The sequence below is a fragment of the Paracoccus liaowanqingii genome (assembly GCF_004683865.2).
Lineage (GTDB): Bacteria > Pseudomonadota > Alphaproteobacteria > Rhodobacterales > Rhodobacteraceae > Paracoccus > Paracoccus liaowanqingii.
The window spans coordinates 2,731,419-2,748,190 of sequence record NZ_CP038439.1 but is presented as its reverse complement, the minus strand read 5'-3'; the positions used below and the strand labels follow the sequence as shown (position 1 = coordinate 2,748,190).

Below are 16,772 nucleotides of genomic sequence, written 5' to 3'. Positions count from 1 at the left end.
GCGGGGGCTTGGCTCGGGATTGGCAGGGGCGAACCCGTCAGCTTTCCCCGAATTTGAGCGGTTCTGCACCGGCGGTTTCCCACCGGGCACTCCAAAACGTCAAAGTCTGCTGCGTCTACCGATTTCGCCACGTCCGCATCATCATCTTCCGTCATATCGCAGGACCGGGCGCATTGGGCAAGCCGTCCGAGGGCCATGGGGTCGCACCGGCGGAACCGGCCCCCGGCGGGGCTTGTTATCCACCCAACGCGACAGCAACAGGAGGGCACATGGCCCATATCAGCGAGACCCGCGGCAACGGGGGCGAGATCCACCAGACGGGTGGCGAGCCCCTGACCACCAATCACGGCGTCCCCATCTCGGACAACCAGAACAGCCTGAGGGCCGGAGCCCGCGGCCCGACGCTGCTGGAAGATTTCGTCCTGCGCGAAAAGATCTTTCATTTCGACCATGAGCGGATCCCGGAGCGGATCGTCCACGCCCGCGGTTCGGGCGCGCACGGCTATTTCGAATGCACCGATCCCATTCCCGAACTGACCCGCGCGGGCGTCTTGGCAAAGCCCGGCCGCACTCCGGTCTTCACGCGCTTTTCCACGGTGGCCGGCGGCGCGGGAAGCGTCGACACGCCCCGCGACGTGCGCGGCTTCGCGGTCAAGTTCTACACGGACGAGGGCAACTGGGATCTGGTCGGCAACGACATCCCGGTCTTCTTCATCCAGGATGCGATCAAGTTTCCCGACCTGATCCACTCGGTCAAGATGGAGGCCGACAAGGGCTATCCGCAGGCCGGCAGCGCGCATGACACCTTCTGGGATTTCGTGTCGCTGATGCCCGAATCGATGCACATGGTCATGTGGGCCATGTCCGACCGGGGCATCCCGCGCAGCCTGCGCATGATGGAGGGCTTCGGCGTCCACACCTTCCGGCTGGTCAATGCCGAGGGCAAGTCGACCTTCGTCAAGTTCCACTGGAAGCCGCGTCTTGGCCTGCAGAGCCAGGTCTGGAACGAGGCCGTCAAGACAGCGGGCGCCAACCAAGACTATCACCGCCAAGACCTGTGGGAGGCCATCGAGCAGGGCGACTTCCCTGAATGGGATCTGGGCATCCAGACCTTCGACGCCGAATGGGCGGCCAAGCAGCCCTATGACGTGCTGGACGCGACCAAGCTGATCCCCGAGGAGGACATTCCCGTCCGCATCGTGGGCAAGCTGGTTCTGGACCGGAACCCCGACAACTTCTTTGCCGAGACCGAGCAGGTGGCCTTCCTGCCGACCAATGTCGTGCCCGGGATCGACTTCACCGACGACCCGCTGCTGCAGGGCCGGCTGTTCAGCTATCTGGACACGCAGAAGTCGCGCTTGGGGACGACCAACTTCCACCAGATCCCCATCAACGCGCCCAAATGCCCCATGCACAACTTCCAGCGCGACGGGATGATGCAGATGGCCGTGCCCAAGGGCCGCGCCAATTACGAGCCGAACAGCCTGCACGAGGCGGGCGAGGATCCCGGTCCCCGCGCCAGCGATCAGGGCTTTGCGACCGTCAAGTCGATGACCGACTTGGGCAACCAGCCGGACGAGAAGCTGCGCGTCCGAGCCGAGCTGTTCGGCGACCATTACAGCCAAGCGCGGCTGTTCTATCGCAGCCAGACCGAGACCGAGCAGACCCATATCTCGGATGCGATCACCTTCGAGCTGTCCAAGGTGGGCCTGGGCCATGTGATCCAGCGCGTGCTGGGACATCTGCGGGTGATCGACGAGGATCTGGCCGAGACCGTGGCCGAGGGCCTGGCCGAGGATCTGCCCGAGGCCGCGACTCCGATGCGGGCGCCGATCGACATGGCACCCTCGGATGCGTTGTCGATCATGAAGAGCGCCAAGCACATCCTGAAGGGCCGCAAGGTCGGCATCCTGATCGGGGATGGCGGCGACATGGCCAAGGTCGAGGCGCTGCGCACGGCCGTCGAGGCCGAGGGCGGCAGCGTCGTGCTGATCGCCAAGGAGCGCGGCAAGGCCGAGGCGCAGCTGGCGGGCTCGCCCTCGGTGCTGTTCGACGCGGTGGCGCTGGTGCTGGATGCCGAGGATGCGGCGAAGATGGCCAAGTTCAAGCCGGCGGTCGATTTCGTCTCGGACGCCTTCGCGCATCTGAAGGCGATCGGGGCGGACGATGCCTCGGCCAAGCTGCTGGCAGCGGCGGGCGTGGTGCCCGATGCGGGCGTGACCAAGCTGGATCCGGAGGCCTTCGTGACGGCCGCGGGGCAGCGGTTCTACGACCGGGAAGCCAAGATCTGGTGACCTGGACCGGGGGGCTTTCCGCCCCCGGACCCCCCGGAGGATATTTCTGCCAAGATGAAAGGGGCGGGCCGGCGGGTCCGCCCTTATCCGTAGCTGCGGGTGGGGCGGTCGAAGACCTTGCGGCCCATCAGGCTGCCGACCAGATCGACCATCAGTCTGGCGGTGCGGCCCCGTTCGTCGAGGAAGGGGTTCAGCTCGACCAGTTCGAGCGAGGTCACGAGGCCGGATTCGTGCAGCAGTTCCATGACCAGATGCGCCTCGCGGAAGGTCGCGCCGCCCGGGACGGTGGTGCCCACGGCGGGGGCGATCGAGGGGTCGAGGAAATCCACGTCCAGGCTGACATGCAGCAGGCCGTCGGCGGCGCGCACCCGGTCGAGGAAGGCGCGCAGCGGGGCCACGATGCCCTGTTCGTCCAGCACGCGCATGTCGTTCACGGTGATCTCGGTCGGCTGCATCAGTGCCAGTTCGGCCGGATCGACGCTGCGGATGCCGAACATGCAGATGTTCTCTCCGGGGATCGGGGCGGGGAAGGGCGGGAAGGGATCGAAGCCCGGCAGCCCGCTGGCATAGGCCATGGGCGTGCCGTGCAGGTTGCCCGAGGTCGTGCTGGCGACGGTATGGAAGTCGCTGTGCGCGTCCAGCCAGATGACGAACTGCGCCCGGCCTTGGCTGGCCGCATGGGCGGCGACCCCCGACACGGTGCCCAGGGCCAGCGAGTGGTCGCCCCCCAGCACGATGGGCAGGCCATGGGGCAGGGCCGTCTGCATCGCCTCGCGCAGGGCATGGGTCCAGGCGATGATCTGGGGCAGGTGGTGGACGGCGGGGTTGTCGCAGGTCTCGCCGCCCTCGGGCGCGGGGGCGACGTCGCCGCGATCCTCGACGCTGTGGCCCAGGGCGGTCAGCGTGCCCGCCAGTCCGGCGGTGCGATAGGCGGCGGGGCCCATCAGGCAGCCGGGGCGGCGCTGGCCCTCGTCCACGGGGGCTCCGATCAGGATGCAATGGGTCATGGCGCCTTCCGGTTTGTTGGCCTTGGCCCATTTGGGGGGCTGGGGGCGGCAATGTCCACGGGGGCGCGAGAGGAATGGGCCGCCCCGGTGCGGGGGGCGGCCCTTCGGTGTCAGAAGCGGGTGGTCAGGCCCAGCTTGAACAGCCGACCATCCTCGCGATAGTCGACCTCCGAGTCGGGCTGGCGGTCGAAGAGGTTGTCGATGCCCAGGTTCAGCGTCGTGGTGTCGGTCATGTCGATGGCGGCGGCCACGTCGACCAGCGCATAGGCGTCGCTGTTCTGGCCCGCCGGGACCGAGGCCTGCTCGCCGTCGCCCACGACCAGCCCGTCCTCGACCACGTAGCCCGCCTGCTTGCCCACATAGGTGACCTGCCCCGACAGGGTCAGCCGCGCGCTGGCCTGCCAGGCAAGGCCGGTGGTCACGTTCCATTCCGGCGTGGTGGCCATCGGATAGGTCGTGTCGAAGCCGCCATAGCGGAACTCCGACCTGGCGATATGGGTGGCCGAGGTGGTCCAGGTCAGATCGTCGGTCAGGGCGGTGTCGAACCCGGCCTCGACCCCCGCCGTCTTGCCATAGTCGAAATTGTCGCGCTGGAAGATCGGCGTGCCGTCGGGGGTGGTCAGGTCGGTGCGCCGCGCGCTGAGCATGTTCTCGACATCGGTGTAGAAGGCCGTGACCTCCCAGCTGGTGCGGGCGCCCTGATAGTTCAGGCCCAGTTCGAAATTGTCCGAGGTCTCGGGCTGCAGGTCGGGATTGCCGATGATGGTGCAGGGCCCCTGATAGGGTTTGCAGCCGTTGCCGCGCGAGCCCATCTGATAGTTCGGGTTCAGGTTGCGCAGGTCGGGCGCCACGAAGGCCTGCGAATAGCCCGCCTTCAGCATCAGCGCGTCGGTCAGCCGGTAGTTGGCATAAAGGCGTGGCGTGACATGGGTGCCGAAATCCTCGTGGTGATCCAGCCGCAGCCCGCCGGTGACGGTCAGGTCGGGGGTCATCTCGAACCGCCCCTCGGCATAGAGCGCGGCGGTGGTGGCCGAGCCTTCGATCACGCGGCCTTCGGTGGTGTCGGGATCGTCCAGGCTGGCATGGGACACCAGCCCGCCCAGGGTATAGTCCAGCGCGCGCGCGCCCAGCACGACCCGGTCGGTGAAGCGCGATTCCAGCGTCGTCGTGTCATAGGCGATCGCCGGGTTCCAGCCGAGCGTCTCGGCGTTGCGGCTGCGGTTCTCCGACATCTCGTGGCGCAGATAGCTGGACAGCTGCCCGGTGCCCAGCTGCCATTCGTTCGTCAGGGCGAGGCTGTCCTTGGTCACCTCGTTCTCGTCGGGGCCGGTGTCGGCGGCCAGGTAGTCGTCGACCGAGACCTGACCCTCGATCCCCCATTCCACCGTGTCGTCGGGCGCCCAGGTCAGCCGGGTGCCCAGGGTCTGCGTGCGGATCCCGTTCGAGGCGTATTGCGGCGTGGGCACCCCGCGGATGTCGGAGATGTCATAGGGGTCGTCGGGCGATTCGGTCTCGGCCAGCTTGGCCCAGGCCGACAGGCTGACCCCGCGCCCGAGCGGCCCCGAGACATAGCCCGAGATCGCCCGGCTGTCGGCGGTGGTCCCGGCATCGGCCAGCCCGAAATCGGTGGTGATCGAGCCGCTCCAGGTCTTGGCCGAGGGCTTGGTGATGATGTTGATGACGCCGCCCATCGCGTCCGAGCCATACAGCGTCGACATCGGGCCGCGCACGACCTCGATCCGCTCGATCGCGTCCAGCGGCACGACCTGCAGGTCGCCCTGATAGTGGCGGGCGAAGGTGTTGCCGGTGCTGATGCGCTTGCCGTCGATCAGGGTCAGGGTGCGGCTGCTGGACAGGCCCCGGAACGAGACGTTCGAATTGCCGTCATTGCTGCGGGTCAGGTTCAGGCCCGGCACGGTGCGCAGCACGTCGGCCAGATCGCGCCCGCCGCTGGCCTGGATCGCCTGCTGGTCGATCACCGTGATCGAGGCCGGGGCGTCCTGGATCGTCGTCGCGATCGACGAGGCCGAGGTGACCAGCACGATCTCGTCCAGCAGGATGGGCTGGGGCGCGTCCTGCGCCACGGCCGGGCCGGTCAGGGCGGAGATCAGCAGAAGCGCCCGGACGGGACGGCGCAGGGTGCGGGACGCGGGCAGGGGAAGGGTCGGCATGGCAGGCTCCGGGGCAGGGAAAGGGATCTGCCTGGGGGCCCGGCCAGAGGGAGAAGCCGTTTACCTGGGTATTTTTGTCGGAATAGAGGCGCCAGTCCGGACGGGCAAGGCCGCCGCCTGCCTGGGACGCCTCTGTTGCCGATCTGCCACGATCAGGCGCGGACGCCCTGGAACCGCTCTTCCCATTCGGCGCGGCTGTCGTCCGAGATCTTGGCGAACATGACCTCGGGCACGGTGAAGGCATGGCCGGCGGGCAGCGCCTGCAGGGCCTGGGCCGCGTCCTCGGGCCATCCGGCGTCCGGGGCGTTCATCGCGGCCAGCATGCCCTGGGTGGCGAAGGGGATGAAGGGCTGGGACAGGACCGCGTAGAAGCGGATCAGGTTCAGACCCATCCGCACCTGCATGGCGGCGCGGTCGGGATCGGTCTTGAAGACCGACCAGGGGGCGGCGGATTGCAGGTATTCGTTGCCCAGCACCCAGATGGCGCGCAGTTCGGACGCGGCCTTGCGGACCTCCATCGCGGCCATGTGGCCCTCGTAGGCGCGCAGGCGGGTGGTCAGGGCCTCGGTCAGGGCCTGTTCCTCGGGGCCATAGGCGGGGCCGTCGGGGACCGCCTCGCCGAACTTGGACCGGCAGAACTTGGTGATGCGGCTGACGAAGTTGCCCAGCACGTCGGCCAGATCCTTGTTCACGGATTGCTGGAAGTTCTCCCAGGTGAACTCGCTGTCGCCGGATTCGGGGGCGTGGGACAGCAGCCACCAGCGCCAGTAATCGGCGGGCAGGATCTCCAGCGCGTGGTCCATGAAGACACCGCGCCCCTGCGAGGTCGAGAACTGCCCGCCCTGATAGGTGAGGTAGTTGAACGACTTGATGTAGTCGACCATCTTCCACGGCTCGCCCGATCCGATCAGCGTGGCCGGAAAGCTAAGCGTATGAAACGGAACGTTATCCTTGCCCATGAACTGGGTGTAGGTGACGTCCTCGGCGCCTTGGTCCAGCCGCCACCAGCGGCGCCAGGCGGCGTCGTCGCGGCCGGTCGCATCGGCCCATTCCGCCGTTGCGCCGATATATTCGATGGGCGCGTCGAACCAGACGTAGAAGACCTTGCCCTCCATCCCCGGCCATTCGGCATCGCCGCGCTTCACCGGCACACCCCAGTCCAGGTCGCGGGTGATGCCACGGTCCTGCAGGCCCTCGCCGTCGTTCAGCCACTTGCGGGCGATCGAGGTGGTGAGGATCGGCCAGTCGGCCTTGGCGTCGATCCAGGCGGCGATCTGGTCCTTGAGCGCGGACTGGCGCAGGTAGAGGTGGCGCGTCTCGCGCACCTCGAGGTCGGTCGAGCCCGAGATCGCGCTGCGCGGATCGATCAGATCGGTGGGGTCCAGCTGCTTGGTGCAGTTCTCGCACTGGTCGCCGCGCGCCTTGTCATAGCCGCAATTGGGACAGGTCCCCTCGATGTAGCGGTCGGGCAGGAAGCGGCCGTCGGCATGGGAATAGACCTGCTTTTCAGAGACTTCGCGGATATAGCCCCGATCGGCCAGGCGGCCCGCGAAATGCTGGGTCAGGCCCTTGTTGCGGGCGCTGGAGGACCGGCCGTAATGGTCGAAGCTGAGGCCGAAGCCCTGCGCCAGGTCGGATTGCAGCCCGTGCATGCGGGCGCAGTAATCGTCCACCGCCTCGCCGGTCTTGGCCGCCGCCAGCTCGGCCGGGGTGCCGTGTTCGTCGGTGGCGCAGATGAACATCACCTCATGGCCCCGCGCCCGCAGGTACCGGGCATAGAGGTCGGCGGGCAGCTGCGAGCCGACGAGATTGCCCAGATGCTTGATGCCGTTGATGTAGGGCAGGGCGGAGGTGATGAGGTGGCGGGCCATGGCATGCGTCCTTTCGGGATGGCCGCATCTCTAGCCCTGTTGCGCCGGGTTGGAAAGTCTGCGCGCGTTGCACGGGCGGTGCGCGCAACGGCCCGTGCGCACCGAAGGGCGGATCGCCAGCAAATGCTGGGCCGGGGCGCGCACCGGACGGGCACGGCGGCGGCACCGGGGCGGCACAGGGCGTACACGGCTTGCGGGCGTTGCGCGGGCCTCGAGCGCCCGTGACGTCGGGGCGGCGGGCGGGGGCATGCCTTGACATGTGGCCCCCCAGTCCACAGGTCCGACTGTCACCGAACTGTCACGAGAGCCCGATGCCCGATCAGACCGACGACCGCCGCCGCGATCCCCTGCTGCTGTTTGCCTTGTCCTGCGCGCTGGCGCTGGGCTGGCTGATGGTGGGGATGGTGACGGCCGAGACGGTCACCGACATCTTCGCCGAATCGGGGCCGATCGAGCAGACCTCGGCGCTGTTCCTGCTGCTGTCGGCGCTGGCGCTGGGGGTGGAGATGGTCCGGCGCCGCGACTGGGGGCGCTGGCATCTTGCGGTGCTGGTGCTGGCGGCGGGCCTGCGCGAGCTGGACTGGGACAAGGCCTTCACTGGCAGCGGCATCCTGCAATTGCGGCTCTATTCCGGCGACGGGCCGCTGGCCCACAAGATCGCGGGCGCGGCGGTCGTGATCCTGCTGGTCTGGGCCGGGCTGCGGCTGCTGCGGCGCAACCTGCCCGACTGGCTGCGGGCGCTGCGCGGCCGCGATGTCTGGGCCTGGCTGATGCTGGCGGCGCTGGCGCTCTACGGGGTGGCCAAGTCGCTGGACGGTCTGGGCCGCAAGCTGGCCCCCTGGGGCATCGAGATCTCGGACTGGGCCAACCGCACGGCGGGGCGCAGCGAGGAGGCGATGGAGCTGTTCGGCGCCATCCTGATCCTGCAGGTGGTGGGGCTGAGCCTGATCCGCCGCGCCGCGACCCCCAAGCTTCGGACCCCGGAACCCCGGACCATCAAGCCCCGGCCCCCCGAGCCCCGGAGCGCGGCGCCCTCCGGCGCGGCGACGGAGGGGGCGCGCCGGCGGGGGCGCCAGACCTGATCAGGCCCCCCTGGCCCCCTGATCCCCCATGACAAAGGCCGCCCCAAGGGGCGGCCTTTTTGCATCGATCGGGGCGCGGGCCGTCAGCGGCGACGGTCGCGGCGCGAGCTCATCGGCTGGAAGGCGACGCCGACATGGGCCTCGCAATAGGGCTTGCCTGCCACCGAGGGCAGGCCGCAGAACCAGAACTTGTCCGTGGCCGGATCGCCGATGGGCCATTTGCAGGTCCGTTCGGTCAGCTCCATCAGGGTCAGCTTCTTGGCGCGCTTCTCGACCTCGCGGACCGAAGCCAGCGCCTCGGGGCTGATCTCGTTGGCCGAGGGCTGGGGCGGCAGGGGCTGGCCCGCCGGCACGATGGGACGGCGCGGGACCGGCACGAAGGCGGGCTGGGTCGAGGGCTCGGGCGTGGTGCTGGCCGCGACCACCGGCTCGGGCGCGGGGGCTGCGGCGACGGGCTCGGGGCGCGGTGCCGCGGCGGGCGCGGGCTGCGGGGCGGGCTTGGCGGGCTTCTTCTCCGGCGCGGCGGCGACCACCGGCTCGGGCGCCGGGGCGGGCGCGGCCTCGGGCTCCTCGTTGCGGTTCGACAGACCTAGGCGATGGACCTTGCCGATCACCGCGTTGCGGGTGACGCCCCCCAGTTCCTTGGCAATGGCGCTGGCCGACTGACCCTCGGACCACATGCGCTTCAGCGTCTCGACACGTTCATCCGTCCAGGACATGGCTGCCTTTCCGGGCGGGCTTCTCGTGCCGCCCCATCTTGTAACCTGCGATTGGCCCCGTCACAAACGGGATGCCGAGATCTAGCCGCGCAAGCGCAGAAATTCAAGGACCGCCAGATGAACGCCCCCCAAATGCCTGCCATGCCCCCCCGTGCCGACGACCCCGCCATGGGCGTGCGCCGCTTCGGCCGGGTCAACTGGCTGGGCCTGCGCACCCTGGCGCGGCGCGAGGTCATGCGCTTCATGGCGGTCTGGCAGCAGACGATCTTCGCCCCGCTGATGACGGCGGGGCTGTTCGTGGTGGTCTTTGCGCTGGCCCTGGGCCAGGGGCGGGGCGAGGTGATGGGGCTGCCCTATCTGGTCTTTCTGGGGCCGGGCATCCTGATGATGACGGTGATCCAGAACGCCTTCGCCAATACCTCGAGTTCCATCACGGCGGCCAAGGTGCAGGGCAACATCGTCGACACGCTGATGCCGCCCCTGTCGGCGGGCGAGCTGCTGGCGGGCTATCTGGCGGGGTCGGTGGTGCGCGGCCTGCTGGTGGCGACCGTGATCGGCACGGGCATGGTGCTGGTCACCGGGCGGGGCATCGCGCATCCGGTCTGGACGCTGGTCTTCGTGCTGCTGGCGGCGCTGATGCTGGGAGGGCTGGGGATCCTGGCCGGGATCATGGCGCAGAAGTTCGACCAGATGGCGGCGATCACCAATTTCGTCATCACGCCGCTGAGCTTCCTGTCGGGCACCTTCTATTCGGTGCAGGCGCTGCCGCAGCCCTTCAACATGCTGTCGCACTGGAACCCGATCTTCTACCTGATCGACGGGGCGCGTTTTGGCGTCACCGGGGTCAGCGACGCCCCGGTCTGGCGCGGCGCGCTGATCTGCGCGGCCGTGGTGGCGGGGGTGCTGTACCTGGCGTGGCGCTGGCTGCGCTCGGGCTATCGGATGAAGCCCTGATTTGCGCTTGCCTTGCGGGGCAAAGCTGCGCATCCTTCGCGCCATGACGAAACGACGCCCCCTTCGCACCCGACGCTGATGCCGGCCCCTCGCGGGCCCGCGTCCCTGTCGTCGTTTCCGCCATTCCCCCATCCATCGCCGGAGCCTGCCCATGATCCCGCACGTCCTGCCGACCTATAACCGCGCCCCCCTGGCCTTCGAGCGGGGGGAAGGGGCCTGGGCGATCACCGCCGACGGCACCCGCTATCTGGATCTGGGCGCGGGCATCGCGGTCAATGTGCTGGGCCATGCGCATCCCGACCTGGTCGCGGCGCTGACCGAGCAGGCGGGCCGCATCTGGCACGTCTCGAACCTGTACCAGATCCCCGAGCAGGAGCGTCTGGCCGACCTGCTGGTCGAGGCGACCTTTGCCGACACGGTCTTCTTCACCAATTCCGGGACCGAGGCCGCGGAGCTGGCCATCAAGATGGTCCGCAAGCACTGGGATCACGCGGGCGATCCCGACCGCATCGAGATCCTGACCTTCGAGGGGGCCTTCCACGGCCGCTCGACCGGGGCCATCGCCGCCGCCGGGTCGGAAAAGATGGTCAAGGGCTTCGGCCCGCTGATGCCGGGCTTCCGCACGCTGCCTTGGGGCGATCACGAGGCGCTGAACGCCGCCGTCACCGACCGCACCGCCGCGATCCTGGTCGAGCCCGTGCAGGGCGAGGGCGGCATCCGCCCGCTGCCCGATGCCTGCCTGAAGGGGCTGCGCGAGATCTGCGACCGGACCGGCGCGCTGCTGGTCCTGGACGAGGTGCAATGCGGCATGGGCCGGACGGGGCGTCTGTTCGCGCATGAATATGCGGGGATCGCGCCCGACATCATGATGGTCGCCAAGGGCATCGGCGGCGGCTTCCCCCTGGGCGCGGTGCTGGCCACCGAACATGCCGCGGCCGGCATGGTGGCGGGCAGCCACGGGTCCACCTACGGCGGCAACCCCCTGGCCTGCGCGGTGGGCGCCCGCGTCATGCAGATCGTCGCCGACGACGCCTTCCTGGCCGAGGTGAACCGCAAGGCCGCCCTGTTCCGCCAGAAGCTGGAGGGGCTGATCGCCGCCCATCCCGCCGTCTTCGAGGGCGTGCGCGGGCAGGGGCTGATGCTGGGGCTGAAATGCCGCGTGGCGCCCGCGGATGTGGTGCGCGCAGGCTATGACCAGCAGATCCTGACGGTGCCCGCCGCCGACAACATGCTGCGCCTGCTGCCGCCCCTGAACATCTCGGATGCCGAGATCGCCGAGGCCACCGCGCGCCTGGACCGCGCCGCGGCCAGCCTGGCGGCCTGACGCCCGTCCTTGCCCTCCCCCCTCCGGGCGTGTCTTCTTCACGAAAATATCCCGGGGGGCCGCGCGGGCATCGCGCGGCGGGGGCAGCGCCCCCCACGCGAACCTTCGCCCCCTTGACCTTGGCCGGGCAAGCGGGCTTCCATGGCGGAAATCGCCGAAAGACCTGACGCAGATGACCCATTTCCTGGATATCCACACGACCGACCGGGCCGCGCTGCGGTCCATCATCGACACCGCCCGCGCGATGAAGACCGCCCGCAACAGCCGCCCCAAGGGCACGCCCGACGACGACCAGCCGCTGGCGGGCCGCATGGTCGCGCTGATCTTCGAGAAGCCCTCGACCCGCACCCGCGTCAGCTTCGACGTGGGCGTGCGCCAGATGGGCGGCCAGACGATGATCCTGTCGGGATCCGAGATGCAGCTGGGCCATGGCGAGACGATCGCCGACACCGCCCGCGTGCTGTCGCGCTATGTCGACCTGATCATGATCCGCACTTTTGAGGAGGCCACCCTGCTGGAGATGGCGGAATACGCCACCGTGCCGGTCATCAACGGGCTGACGAACCGCACCCATCCCTGCCAGATCATGGCCGACGTGATGACCTTCGAGGAACATCGCGGCAATATCGCGGGCAAGAAGGTGGTCTGGTCGGGCGACGGCAACAACGTCTTCGCCAGCTTCGCCCATGCGGCGGGGCAGTTCGGGTTCGACCTGATCTTCACCGGTCCGCCGCCGCTGGACCCGGAACGCGCCTGCTTGGACTATGCGGCGGCGCAGGGCCATCCGGTCACCATCGAGCGCGACCCGGCCCGCGCGGTGGTCGGCGCCGATCTGGTCGTGACCGACACCTGGGTCAGCATGCATGATCCGCAATCCGCCAAGGAGCGCCGCCACAACCAGCTGCGCGGATACCAGATCAACCAGGCGCTGATGGACCAGGCCCGCCCCGACGCGCTGTTCATGCACTGCCTGCCGGCGCATCGCGAGGACGAGGTGACCAGCGCGGTCATGGACGGCCCGGCCTCGGTCATCTGGGACGAGGCCGAGAACCGCCTGCACGCGCAGAAGGCCATCATGCGGCACTGCCTGGGCCTGTGACCGTGCGGACGGGTGGCCCATCGCCACCCGGCGACAAGAGGTCCGGTCGCGCGGATCGCGCGGCCGGACCGGGCGTCGCGCCGCACCCTTGCCCGGCCATGCCGCCTGGGCGCGTCTGACAGTCACGGAGGGGCCTTGATGCGCGGTTTCGATTTCAGTTCCTGGCAGGGCATCCTGACCACCGTCCTGGGGCTGGCGCTCTTCGCCTTCATCGGCGTGGGCATCCGCGTGCTGGTCATGCTGACCATCCAGCAGCGCCAGCAGCGCATGAACCGGCAGATCAACGAGCGGCTGCGGACGCTGATCGCCGCCTACCGGACCCTGGGCGGGTCCTTCACCGGAGAGCTGACCGTCAACCCGGCCCATCTGCGCGACCTGCGCAAGGCCGAGGCGGCGCCCCTGGACGCCGAGATGGCGCCGCTGGAGGGCGAGCCCGCCTCGGACCGGCCCCGCCGCATCCGCGACGCGGTCGAGGCGGCGCTGGCCGACATCCTGCTGCTGGGCACGGACGAGCATGTGCGGCTGGCCGGGCAGGCGGCGGGCGACATGGCGGCAGGGCGACCGATCCGCACGGCGGAACTGGTCATCGCGCTGCGCGACTTCATCCGCCGCGCGCTGGATCTGGAGCCGATCCCGGCCTCGGTCGCCATTCCGCTGCAGGGTCCGACCCGGCCCCAGGGCGGGGGCGGCGGTCGCGGTGGCAAGGCCGAGGGCGGGCGCGACCGGGCTGGCGGTGGTGGTGGTGGTGGTGGCGGAGCAGCGGGCGGCGGCGGCATGGGCCCGATAGGGATGCGCCGCGACGATCCCGCCCCGCCCGGCTGAGGCCTGGTCACAGGGTCATGCGGAATGGCAGTGGCCAAGGAGGGACGCGCTTCTGATCCAGGCTCTCGGCCCCGTCCGGCGGAGGCCCCAAATGCCCGTCCGGCGGAGGCCGGAACGCAAGACCCCCGCCTTTCGTGGGGCGGGGGCTTGGAGATCGGCAGGCGGGGGCGGTCAGCCGATGGCGGCGGCGCGGACCTCGTCGTCGATGCCGTCCAGGTACTGGGCGAAGTTGTCCGAGAACATCTGCACCAGCTTCCTCGCCTGCGCGTAATAGGCGGCGGGCTCGGCCCAGGTCTGGCGGGGATCCAGCAGCACCTCGGAGACGCCGGGGACGCTGACGGGGACCTCGAAGCCGAAGTTCGGGTCCTTTCGGAACTCGACCTCGTTCAGGCTGCCGTCCAGCGCCGCGGCCAGCAGGGCCCGGGTCGCGGCGATGGGCATGCGCTTGCCGGTGCCGAAGGCGCCGCCGGTCCAGCCGGTGTTGACCAGCCAGCAACTGGCGCCGTGCTGGGCGATCTTGTCGGCCAGCAGCTTGCCATAGACCTCGGGGCGGCGCGGCATGAAGGGGGCGCCGAAGCAGGTCGAGAAGGTGGGCAGCGGTTCGACCACCCCGACCTCGGTGCCCGGGGTCTTGGAGGTGAAGCCCGACAGGAAGTGATACATGGCCTGCGCCGGCGTCAGCCGCGCGATGGGCGGCAGCACGCCATAGGCGTCGCAGGTCAGCATGATGATGTTCTTGGGATGCCCGCCCAGGCTGGTCGGCGAGGCGTTCGAGATCGCGTCAAGCGGATAGGCGCAGCGCATGTTGTCGGTGATCGAGTTGTCCTCGAAATCCAGCTCCAGGCTGTCGGCGTCGAAGACCATGTTCTCGATCACGGTGCCGAAGCGGGTGGTGGTGGCGTGGATCTCGGGCTCGGCCTTGGCCGAGAGGTTGATCGTCTTGGCGTAGCAGCCGCCCTCGAAGTTGAAGATGCCGGTGTCGGACCAGCCATGTTCGTCGTCGCCGATCAGCACGCGCGAGGGATCGGCCGACAGCGTCGTCTTGCCGGTGCCCGAGAGGCCGAAGAACACCGCCGCGTCGTCGGGATCGCCCGGCGCGTGGTTGGCGCTGCAATGCATGGGCATGATGCCCTTTTCGGGCAGCAGGTAGTTCAGCAGCGTGAAGACGGATTTCTTGTTCTCGCCGGCATAGGCGGTGTTGGCGATCAGGATCAGTTTCTTCTCGAAGTTCATCGCGATCACGGTCTGGGACCGGCAGCCGTGGCGGGCCGGGTCGGCCTGGAAGCCCGGGCAGTTGATGATCGTGAATTCGGGGGTGAAGCTCGCCAGTTCGTCCGCCTCGGGGCGGCGCAGCAGGTGGCGGATGAACAGGCCGTGCCACGCCATCTCGGTCACGACGCGCACGTCGAGGCGGTTGTCGGCATCGGCGCCCGCGAACAGGTCCTGCACGAAGTAGTCGCGGCCCTTCATGTGCGCCAGCATGTCGGCATGCAGCAGGTCGAAGGCCTCGGGGGCCATCGGCTTGTTGTTCTCCCACCAGATCTGGTCCTCGACCGCGGCCGTGCGGACGACGAACTTGTCCTTGGGCGAGCGGCCGGTATGGGCGCCGGTCGAGACGAGAAAGGTGCCGCCCAGGCCCAGCTGGCCTTCACCGCGCGCGACGGCCTGGGTCATCAGGGCGGGTTCCAGCAGGTTGTAATGGACCTGGCCCAGCCCCGCGATGCCCTGATCTTCCAGCCTGCATGTGGGGTTTACGCGCGTCGTCATGTCGGGGGCTCCGTGGGGTTCTGGGGTCGGGTGCCCGATGCGGGCGGCTGTCCGGGCTATAGCACGGCGGATTCGCGGCGGAACAAGGCAGCGCTAACGGTTAGCGGAAACAGTAAATGTTATCGCCAACAGTCGGGGTCCGCCCCCGGATTGCGCGGATGACGGGCGGGTGACGGGTGGGTGACGGGGCGAAATGAACCGGCTTAGGTCGGGATCGGACAGCAAGGTGATTCGGAATGATGCAGCTGCATGCGACGACCGTGGCGCTGGAGGGGCGGGGGCTGGTGATCCTGGGCCCCTCGGGGTCGGGCAAGTCCGGCCTGGCGCTGGAGCTGATGGCCGTGGGGGCCGTGCTGGTCGCAGACGACCGCACCGACCTGCGGTTGCAGCAGGGTCGGCTGATCGCGCAGGCGCCCCCCGCGCTGTCGGGCCGGATCGAGGCGCGGGGGTGGGGATCCTGTGGGCGCATCCCTCGCCGCCGGTGCCGGTCGGGCTGGCCTGCGACCTGGGGCGCCGGGAAGAGGATCGCCTGCCACAGATGCACCACCAAGATTGGCTGGGGGTCCGGGTTTCGCTTGTGCTGGGGCCCTATCGACCGCATCTTTGCGCTGCACTGCGGCAGCTGATGCTGGGACGGCGTCTGGCGTGATCGCCCTCCGGCCAGCGAAAGGATTCCGGATGGTTCAGGACGCTTTCGAGGAACAGGCCGCCCTGCGGGTGCAGCGGCTGGTCTTGGTCACCGGACCCTCGGGCGCGGGGCGGTCCACCGCCATCAACGTGCTGGAGGATCTGGGATTCGAGGCGATCGACAACCTGCCTTTGTCGCTGATCCCCCGCCTGCTGGACGGCCCGGCGCGGCCCGTGCCGCTGGCCTTGGGGCTGGACGTCCGGAACCGCGACTTCTCGGCCTTCAACGTGATCGAGCTGATCGACCGGCTGACCCGGCGCCCCGACTACGCGCCCGAGGTCCTGTATCTGGATTGCGACGCCGACGTGCTGGTGCGCCGCTACAACGAGACGCGCCGCCGCCACCCGCTGGCCCCCGACGAGGCGCCGCTGGCGGGCGTGCTGGCCGAGATCGACCTGCTGGCGCCGATCCTGGCGCGGGCCGACGTGCTGGTCGACACGACCGAGCTGTCGCCCCACGACCTCAAGGCCGAGCTGACGCGCTGGTTCGACCTGCGGCCCGACCGGCGGCTGAGCGTGTCGCTGCATTCCTTCAGCTTCAAGCGCGGCGTGCCGCGCGGGCTGGACCTGATGTTCGACTGCCGCTTCTTGGCCAACCCGCATTGGGAGCCGGGCCTGCGGCCGCTGGACGGGCGCGACGGGCGCGTGCAGGGCCATGTCGCGGCCGATCCGCGATTCGCGGAATTCTTCGACCGGACGCGCGGGCTGATCCAGTTCCTGCTGCCCGCCCATATGGACGAGGGCAAATCGCATCTGGCGGTGGGCTTCGGCTGTACCGGCGGGCAACACCGTTCCGTCACTTTGGTGGAAAAAATGGCGCTGGCGCTTGCAGAGGCAGGCTGGCCGGTGTCAATAAGACACAGGGAACTTGAGCGGCGGATCATGGTGCCGCCGTCCGGCACGGACACCCTGCCCACAAGCGGGGCAAAACCGCTGCAAGGGCACGCATCATGACGGCTTTGACCCAAGGGTTTG

At 69.0% G+C, this 16,772-nt stretch carries 13 protein-coding genes; 8 read left to right on the top strand and 5 right to left on the bottom strand.

All coding sequences use genetic code 11. The features are described from left to right. The first annotated feature begins 269 nt into the window (after positions 1 to 269). Complete coding sequence (locus E4191_RS13290) at positions 270 to 2,294, top strand: catalase (RefSeq protein ID WP_135313826.1); 2,025 nt, start codon at positions 270 to 272, stop codon at positions 2,292 to 2,294. A gap of 83 nt (positions 2,295 to 2,377) precedes the next feature. On the opposite strand, the gene rocF is transcribed toward E4191_RS13290, so the two are convergent. The 3 genes from rocF to metG form a co-directional block, all read right to left on the bottom strand. Further along, complete coding sequence (rocF, locus tag E4191_RS13285) at positions 2,378 to 3,301, bottom strand: arginase (protein WP_135313825.1); 924 nt, start codon at positions 3,299 to 3,301, stop codon at positions 2,378 to 2,380. Positions 3,302 to 3,411: 110 nt separating this feature from the next. Then, positions 3,412 to 5,472 (bottom strand): TonB-dependent receptor plug domain-containing protein, encoded by a 2,061-nt coding sequence (locus E4191_RS13280; RefSeq protein ID WP_135313824.1) that lies wholly within the window; start codon positions 5,470 to 5,472, stop codon positions 3,412 to 3,414. 152 nt (positions 5,473 to 5,624) lie between these two features. Further along, on the bottom strand, positions 5,625 to 7,343 hold the full coding sequence (metG, locus tag E4191_RS13275; RefSeq protein ID WP_135313823.1) for a methionine--tRNA ligase: 1,719 nt from the start codon (positions 7,341 to 7,343) through the stop codon (positions 5,625 to 5,627). Between the two features lie 311 nt (positions 7,344 to 7,654). Between metG and E4191_RS13270 the strand changes: the two genes are divergently transcribed. Beyond that, positions 7,655 to 8,425 (top strand): hypothetical protein, encoded by a 771-nt coding sequence (locus E4191_RS13270; RefSeq protein WP_135313822.1) that lies wholly within the window; start codon positions 7,655 to 7,657, stop codon positions 8,423 to 8,425. Positions 8,426 to 8,508: 83 nt separating this feature from the next. On the opposite strand, the gene E4191_RS13265 is transcribed toward E4191_RS13270, so the two are convergent. Continuing rightward, a complete protein-coding gene (locus tag E4191_RS13265) occupies positions 8,509 to 9,144 on the bottom strand; it encodes a GcrA family cell cycle regulator (RefSeq protein WP_135313821.1) in 636 nt (211 codons plus the stop codon). Between the two features lie 117 nt (positions 9,145 to 9,261). On the opposite strand from E4191_RS13265, the gene E4191_RS13260 reads away from it, so the two are divergent. The 4 genes from E4191_RS13260 to E4191_RS13245 all read left to right on the top strand — a co-directional run bounded on the left by E4191_RS13260 (position 9,262) and on the right by E4191_RS13245 (position 13,343). Continuing rightward, positions 9,262 to 10,098 (top strand): ABC transporter permease, encoded by an 837-nt coding sequence (locus tag E4191_RS13260; RefSeq protein WP_228461314.1) that lies wholly within the window; start codon positions 9,262 to 9,264, stop codon positions 10,096 to 10,098. Between the two features lie 151 nt (positions 10,099 to 10,249). Next, the gene (locus E4191_RS13255; RefSeq protein ID WP_135313820.1) at positions 10,250 to 11,422 is read left to right on the top strand and encodes an aspartate aminotransferase family protein; all 1,173 of its coding nucleotides are present in this window, start codon (positions 10,250 to 10,252) and stop codon (positions 11,420 to 11,422) included. 172 nt (positions 11,423 to 11,594) lie between these two features. Further along, positions 11,595 to 12,521, top strand: coding sequence for an ornithine carbamoyltransferase (argF, locus tag E4191_RS13250; protein ID WP_135313819.1), 927 nt, complete (start codon positions 11,595 to 11,597; stop codon positions 12,519 to 12,521). A 138-nt stretch (positions 12,522 to 12,659) separates the two neighbouring features. After that, positions 12,660 to 13,343: a hypothetical protein gene (locus tag E4191_RS13245; RefSeq protein WP_135313818.1), complete on the top strand. Its 684-nt coding sequence runs from the start codon at positions 12,660 to 12,662 to the stop codon at positions 13,341 to 13,343. Between the two features lie 171 nt (positions 13,344 to 13,514). On the opposite strand, the gene E4191_RS13240 is transcribed toward E4191_RS13245, so the two are convergent. Further along, positions 13,515 to 15,110, bottom strand: a complete 1,596-nt coding sequence (locus E4191_RS13240; protein WP_135313817.1) for a phosphoenolpyruvate carboxykinase — start codon at positions 15,108 to 15,110, stop codon at positions 13,515 to 13,517. 236 nt (positions 15,111 to 15,346) lie between these two features. Here E4191_RS13240 and E4191_RS13235 point away from each other — a divergent pair, with 236 nt between their 5' ends. Continuing rightward, complete coding sequence (locus E4191_RS13235) at positions 15,347 to 15,736, top strand: HPr kinase/phosphorylase (protein WP_331459605.1); 390 nt, start codon at positions 15,347 to 15,349, stop codon at positions 15,734 to 15,736. A gap of 52 nt (positions 15,737 to 15,788) precedes the next feature. Next, positions 15,789 to 16,751, top strand: a complete 963-nt coding sequence (gene rapZ, locus E4191_RS13230) for an RNase adapter RapZ (RefSeq protein WP_135313816.1) — start codon at positions 15,789 to 15,791, stop codon at positions 16,749 to 16,751. Positions 16,752 to 16,772 lie beyond the last annotated feature (21 nt).